We start from the raw sequence: 4,882 nt of genomic DNA, 5'->3' as shown, positions 1-4,882 counted from the left end.
GCTTATCATGGCGCATCTGCCAGCGAATAAGCCATTATTTTATTGCACACTAGCCCATCTCAGATGGGCTTTTTTTTCGGAGTCTTTTATGCGCTATCTTATCTTTTGTTTAGCAATGGTAGTCAGTCAATTTAGTCAGGCTGATGCATTACAACCTCGACTTATCTCTATCGGCGGTGCCATCACCGAGATCATTTATCAATTAAATGCAGCTAAAAATTTAGTGGCCGTTGATTCAACCAGCAAGCACCCTAAAGCCGCAACAGAGCTACCTAATGTAGGTTATATGCGCGCCCTATCAGCTGAGGGTATTTTATCGCTGCAGCCAACACAAATTATCACCACCAGTGCAGCTGGCCCGCAAGCTGTAATTGCTCAGCTTAAGCAATCCGGTGTTGATATCACCGTCATCGACCAGCCTTATACAGTAGCTGGCACAAAGACAAAGATTTTAACCTTAGGCAAAATGTTAAAGCGTGAACAGGCAGCACAAGCGCTCATTGATACTATGCAAGAGTCAATTGATCAAAGCCTTGCTATGGTTCCAACCGACCAAAAGCCTGTAAATGCGCTTTTCTTTTTAGGTATGCGCGGCAACCAGCTTATGGCCGCCGGACAAGGTACTCAAGCGGATGCCATGCTTAAAATCTCAGGTATTGAAAATGCAGGCGCAAGTTTTCAGTCGTATAAACCGTTATCGAAAGAAGCGGTTATTAATATCGACCCTGATGTCATTATCATTTCGCAGCACAATGCCTTTGACGCGAAGATCAAAGAACAATTTGCATTCACCAGCGCTTATAAAAACAATCGCATCTTAGTCGGTAAAAGTGAAGACTTACTAGGCTTTGGTCCGCGCCTAGCGAGTGGTGTGAAGCAAATCGTTGACACTGCATACTAGCGAGCCTGTTCGAAGCTATTTATGAAATTAAGCCTTACCTTCATCCTGCTGTGCCTCACCATTTTAGCGAGCGTCATTGCTTCACTATTGGTGGGTGCAGTATCTATATCATGGCAGGATTTTATTGCCATTATTGACGCTCGTATAAGCGAGCAATTGATAGAGGCAAACCTCCGTCTTAGTGAATATGTAATGACAGAGCTGCGATTACCACGCACCTTAACCGCCGTTTTAGTTGGTTTAGGCTTATCAGTAGCAGGCGTTTGCACCCAGGGCTTGTTTCGCAACCCTCTGGCTGACCCCTCACTAATTGGTGTATCCAGTGGTGCAGCCTTAGGGGCTATTTTTGTTATTGTCGTGGGGCCTACGTTATTTAGTCAATATAATCTAGCTGGGCCTTTCTTGTTGCCAGCCTTTGCCTTTTTAGGTGGCTTAGTGGCAACTTTTGTCGCCTTTCAAATTGCCAGCAATCATGGCCATACTGATACAGCCTTACTGCTGTTAGCAGGTGTAGCCATCAATGCCATATGTTTTGCAGGTATTGGTTTTTTAAGTTATTTAGCCGACGACAACCAATTACGCGATCTCACATTCTGGAATTTGGGCAGTGTTGCAAAAACAACTTGGCAGCAAATTACTATTGCCGCCTGCTTAATAATACCTGCCAGCATTGGATTATTGTATTTTCGGCATGCATTAAACTGTTTGCTTATGGGGGAGGCCGTTGCCGCCCATATTGGTCACAATGTAGTATTCATCAAACGCATGATTATTATGCTCACTAGCTTAATCGTTGGTTGCTGCGTTGCTATCAGCGGTGTGATTGGGTTTTTAGGATTAGTTGTGCCTCATATGATGCGGATGTTAGTGGGCGCTGATCATCGATTATTGATACCAGCGTCAATGTTATTCGGAGCAAGTTTATTGATGATTGCCGATGTCATAAGCCGAGTGATTGTGAGCCCTGCCGAACTACCTATTGGCCTTATTATGTCGCTTATTGGTGGCCCCTTCTTTTTAGGTTTACTGCTTAAACATAAACGACAAGGTAAACTCTGATGGCTATCGATATTTGTGACGCATCCATCACGCTACAATCGAAAAATATTTTGCAACAAGTCAATTTATGTTGTGAAAATGGCCAATTTATTGCTATTTGCGGCCCCAACGGCGCAGGTAAGTCTACATTGCTTAAAGCAATTGCCGGCGATATAGAGTATTCGGGCTCAATACGTATTAATGACTGCGAGGTAAACCAGCTAAAACCCAAGACCTTAGCATCGTTACGCGCTGTAATGCCGCAACAGGTGACTATGACATTCAGCTTTGCGGTCAAAGACATTATTGCAATGGGGCTGATTTTTTCTGAGAGCAGCGACAAGAAATCACACATCATGCAGCATGTTAAAGCGCTCTTTAAACTCGATGCTATCTGGGATAAGTCCTATCTTGAGCTGTCTGGAGGGCAACAACAACGTTGTCAGCTTGCGCGCGTGGTTGGTCAAATTTTACAATCAGAGCAGCAACATCGCTTTTTATTGTTGGACGAATGTAGCTCTGCCATGGACATTAGCATGATGCATGAGGCATTCACTGCCTTAAAACAATTAACTGAGCAAAAGATTGGCGTGATTGCCGTAGTGCACGATGTGAATCTAGCCAGTCATTATGCTGACAAACTGTGTTTTATTCACCAACAGTCCATACATTTACAAGGCACCACCGCTGAAATGCTTACTGCAGAAAATATTCGCGAGGTTTTTCAGGTAGAAAGCAGCGTACTTACGCACCCTGTTCATCAACACCCAGTCGTTGTCGTCAACTAATTGCTATTGACTGTGCCGAGCACAATGCCCATGGTTTTCAACTGCTCCAGCGTTTGTAAACCATAGTCAATAACGGCTGAACTACCTGCTTGACCGAGCATCTCGGCTAAACATTCGAGAATATCTTGCCCCTTCAGCTCAGGATTTTCTTTGATCAGCTGCAGCAACTGAATGGTAGCTGGGTTAGTCTGTAAAAATTCGATTTTGTCTAAGCGGGTACGATAAACCACTAAACAACTCGGCTGCTCAGGCAACTGCGCCGGAATGTGCTCAGGGCCAATTTCATGCACTGGCCAGCTATATATTAAAGGCCAAGCAAGCGGTGATAAACATACCGGATGGGCTAAAACATCACCGTTGGCATCAAATTGAAGGCCCTGCTGTTGATCATCCTCAGCAACATCTAATGCCAATTCAACCCATTCATAATGGCAAAGCTCTTTCGCGAATGGAAAACGCTGATGCAGTGGCAATGTATCATTATCTATATAGGCTAAAAATTCCTCACTGATTGATAAAAAATACGGTGTTTCGCAGCGGTGTTGTGCGAAAAATTCGCGCACTAAATTAAGCCAGCTCTGTTCGTCATGCAGGCTTTTAAATACCGGAAATGCCGATGCTAAAAAACCTTCGATATTGTTAAAAAACAAATCGCGATAAATGGTCAAGCGCCTGTCTTCGATACCTGCAGGCGCAAGATTATTTGCGGGGTCACGAAGGTACGCAGTAAACAGTTGCTGCTGTTCTTTTAGATTCAACTCAGGCATGGCTCAAGCTACCGTCATTAAATATCACAATACGCTAGGCTGACGCTGGCTGAGCAAGCTGCAAACTTTGATAGCGCGCAATTTTTTCAACCTCATGCATTAAGACTGGCATTTCAGGGTAATTAAAATCTCGCTCAAGAAGCGTTGGTTTAACGCCAACTTGACTATAGGCAAGCTGCAATAGATCCCATACCGGATCGATAACATCACTACCGTGAGTATCCACGCGTAAATCATCCGCCTCAACATAATGTCCAGCTATATGCATATAGCTGACTTTATCCAGTGGTAGATCTAATAAAAACTGCTTGGCATCATAGCCGTGATTGATGCTGTTAACATAGATATTATTAACATCTAACAAAAGATCACAATCGGCTTGCCTAAGCACGGCATTAATAAATTCAACTTCAGGCATGTCTTGAAAAGGTGCCGCATAATAAGAGACGTTTTCAATAGCAATGCGTTGACCTAATAAGTCTTGCACCCGCTGAATCCTTTCTGCAGTATGCTGAACAGCTTCAGCGGAAAATGGAATTGGCATTAAGTCATACATTTGCCCTTCATCACCACAATAGCTCAAGTGCTCGGAATAAATTGGACAAGAATGGGTATCAATAAAATCTTTGATTGCAGTGATTAATGCTTCATCCAGTGGCGCAAAGCCACCAAGATTTAATGATAGCCCGTGAAGCGTGAGTGGGTACTGCTCAGTTAGCGCACGAAACTTTTTAGCAAAACGCCCACCCATGCCTATCCAATTTTCAGGTGCGACTTCGAGGAAATCGATGGCATCAGGTCGAGATTGTAAATAGTTAGAAAGTGCATCAATCATTCCGCGACGAAGACCTATGCCTTTGCCCGACAGGCAGCTATCATCAATGTGGCTAGCTAATTGTGGCATAGTTATCTCAGTAGATTTTAGTGATTTAGATTAGATGTTAAGTGAGAGAGTCTGACTTATCGTCCATCTGTTTTAGCGAATTTTCTTGCAAAGCGCATATCAACCGAAAACTTATATTGCGTTACCGAAAACATGCATAAGAGAGGATTTTGCCGGCAGCTGGTGCCGGCATTGTTAGACTCAATTAGAAACGATAAGGGGTTAGTTTATCAGTGACCACACTTACCTTCGCCACATTTACCTTCAGAATCGCCTTTTTCGCCGCCGCATTTGCCTTCACCGCATTTGCCTTCTGAATCGCCTTTTTCGCCACCGCATTTACCTTCACCACATTTACCTTCATGGCCGCCTTTACTGACAACATCATAGCCTGATGACAGCGGGTTTAATTGAAACGGGTTAACGTCAGCGACTGCTGGTGCAGCTGCAGAGGCCAAGAATGCTGCCGATAAAGCAAGCGATAAAGTTTTGTTGGATTTAGCTG

Annotated in this window: 6 protein-coding genes; 3 read left to right on the top strand and 3 right to left on the bottom strand. The window is 43.9% G+C overall.

All coding sequences use genetic code 11. From position 1 onward, the window contains the following. Positions 1-88: 88 nt before the first annotated feature. From HRU21_11550 to HRU21_11540, 3 genes are read left to right on the top strand one after another with little or no spacing between them, the layout of a single operon-like run. Positions 89-901 carry an ABC transporter substrate-binding protein gene (locus HRU21_11550; protein NRA42923.1) on the top strand — a complete coding sequence of 271 codons (813 nt, stop codon included), beginning with the start codon at positions 89-91 and terminating at the stop codon, positions 899-901. A 21-nt stretch (positions 902-922) separates the two neighbouring features. Beyond that, on the top strand, positions 923-1,960 hold the full coding sequence (locus HRU21_11545) for an iron ABC transporter permease (GenBank protein ID NRA42922.1): 1,038 nt from the start codon (positions 923-925) through the stop codon (positions 1,958-1,960). Continuing rightward, positions 1,960-2,727 carry an ATP-binding cassette domain-containing protein gene (locus tag HRU21_11540; GenBank protein NRA42921.1) on the top strand — a complete coding sequence of 256 codons (768 nt, stop codon included), beginning with the start codon at positions 1,960-1,962 and terminating at the stop codon, positions 2,725-2,727. Before HRU21_11545 ends, HRU21_11540 begins: the two co-directional genes overlap by 1 nt. On the opposite strand, the gene HRU21_11535 is transcribed toward HRU21_11540, so the two are convergent. From HRU21_11535 to HRU21_11525, 3 genes are all read right to left on the bottom strand, one after another. Continuing rightward, positions 2,724-3,494, bottom strand: coding sequence for a putative DNA-binding domain-containing protein (locus HRU21_11535; GenBank protein ID NRA42920.1), 771 nt, complete (start codon positions 3,492-3,494; stop codon positions 2,724-2,726). The two genes, HRU21_11540 and HRU21_11535, sit on opposite strands and share 4 nt — an antisense overlap. Positions 3,495-3,528: 34 nt before the next feature. After that, entirely contained in the window at positions 3,529-4,398 is an 870-nt protein-coding gene (locus tag HRU21_11530; protein NRA42919.1) for a DUF692 domain-containing protein, read from the bottom strand. 209 nt (positions 4,399-4,607) lie between these two features. Next, positions 4,608-4,835 (bottom strand): hypothetical protein, encoded by a 228-nt coding sequence (locus HRU21_11525; GenBank protein ID NRA42918.1) that lies wholly within the window; start codon positions 4,833-4,835, stop codon positions 4,608-4,610. Between the last annotated feature and the right edge of the window lie 47 nt (positions 4,836-4,882).

The sequence above is a fragment of the Pseudomonadales bacterium genome, from assembly GCA_013215025.1.
Taxonomy (GTDB): Bacteria; Pseudomonadota; Gammaproteobacteria; order Pseudomonadales; family DT-91; genus DT-91.
This window is presented reverse-complemented; position numbering and strand designations above follow the sequence as displayed.

Coding starts and splice junctions, on each gene's coding strand:
- HRU21_11550 (NRA42923.1), top strand. CDS start 89: ATGCGCTATCTTATCTTTTGTTTAGCAATGGTAGTCAGTCAATTTAGT.
- HRU21_11545 (NRA42922.1), top strand. CDS start 923: ATGAAATTAAGCCTTACCTTCATCCTGCTGTGCCTCACCATTTTAGCG.
- HRU21_11540 (NRA42921.1), top strand. CDS start 1,960: ATGGCTATCGATATTTGTGACGCATCCATCACGCTACAATCGAAAAAT.
- HRU21_11535 (NRA42920.1), bottom strand. CDS start 3,494: ATGCCTGAGTTGAATCTAAAAGAACAGCAGCAACTGTTTACTGCGTAC.
- HRU21_11530 (NRA42919.1), bottom strand. CDS start 4,398: ATGCCACAATTAGCTAGCCACATTGATGATAGCTGCCTGTCGGGCAAA.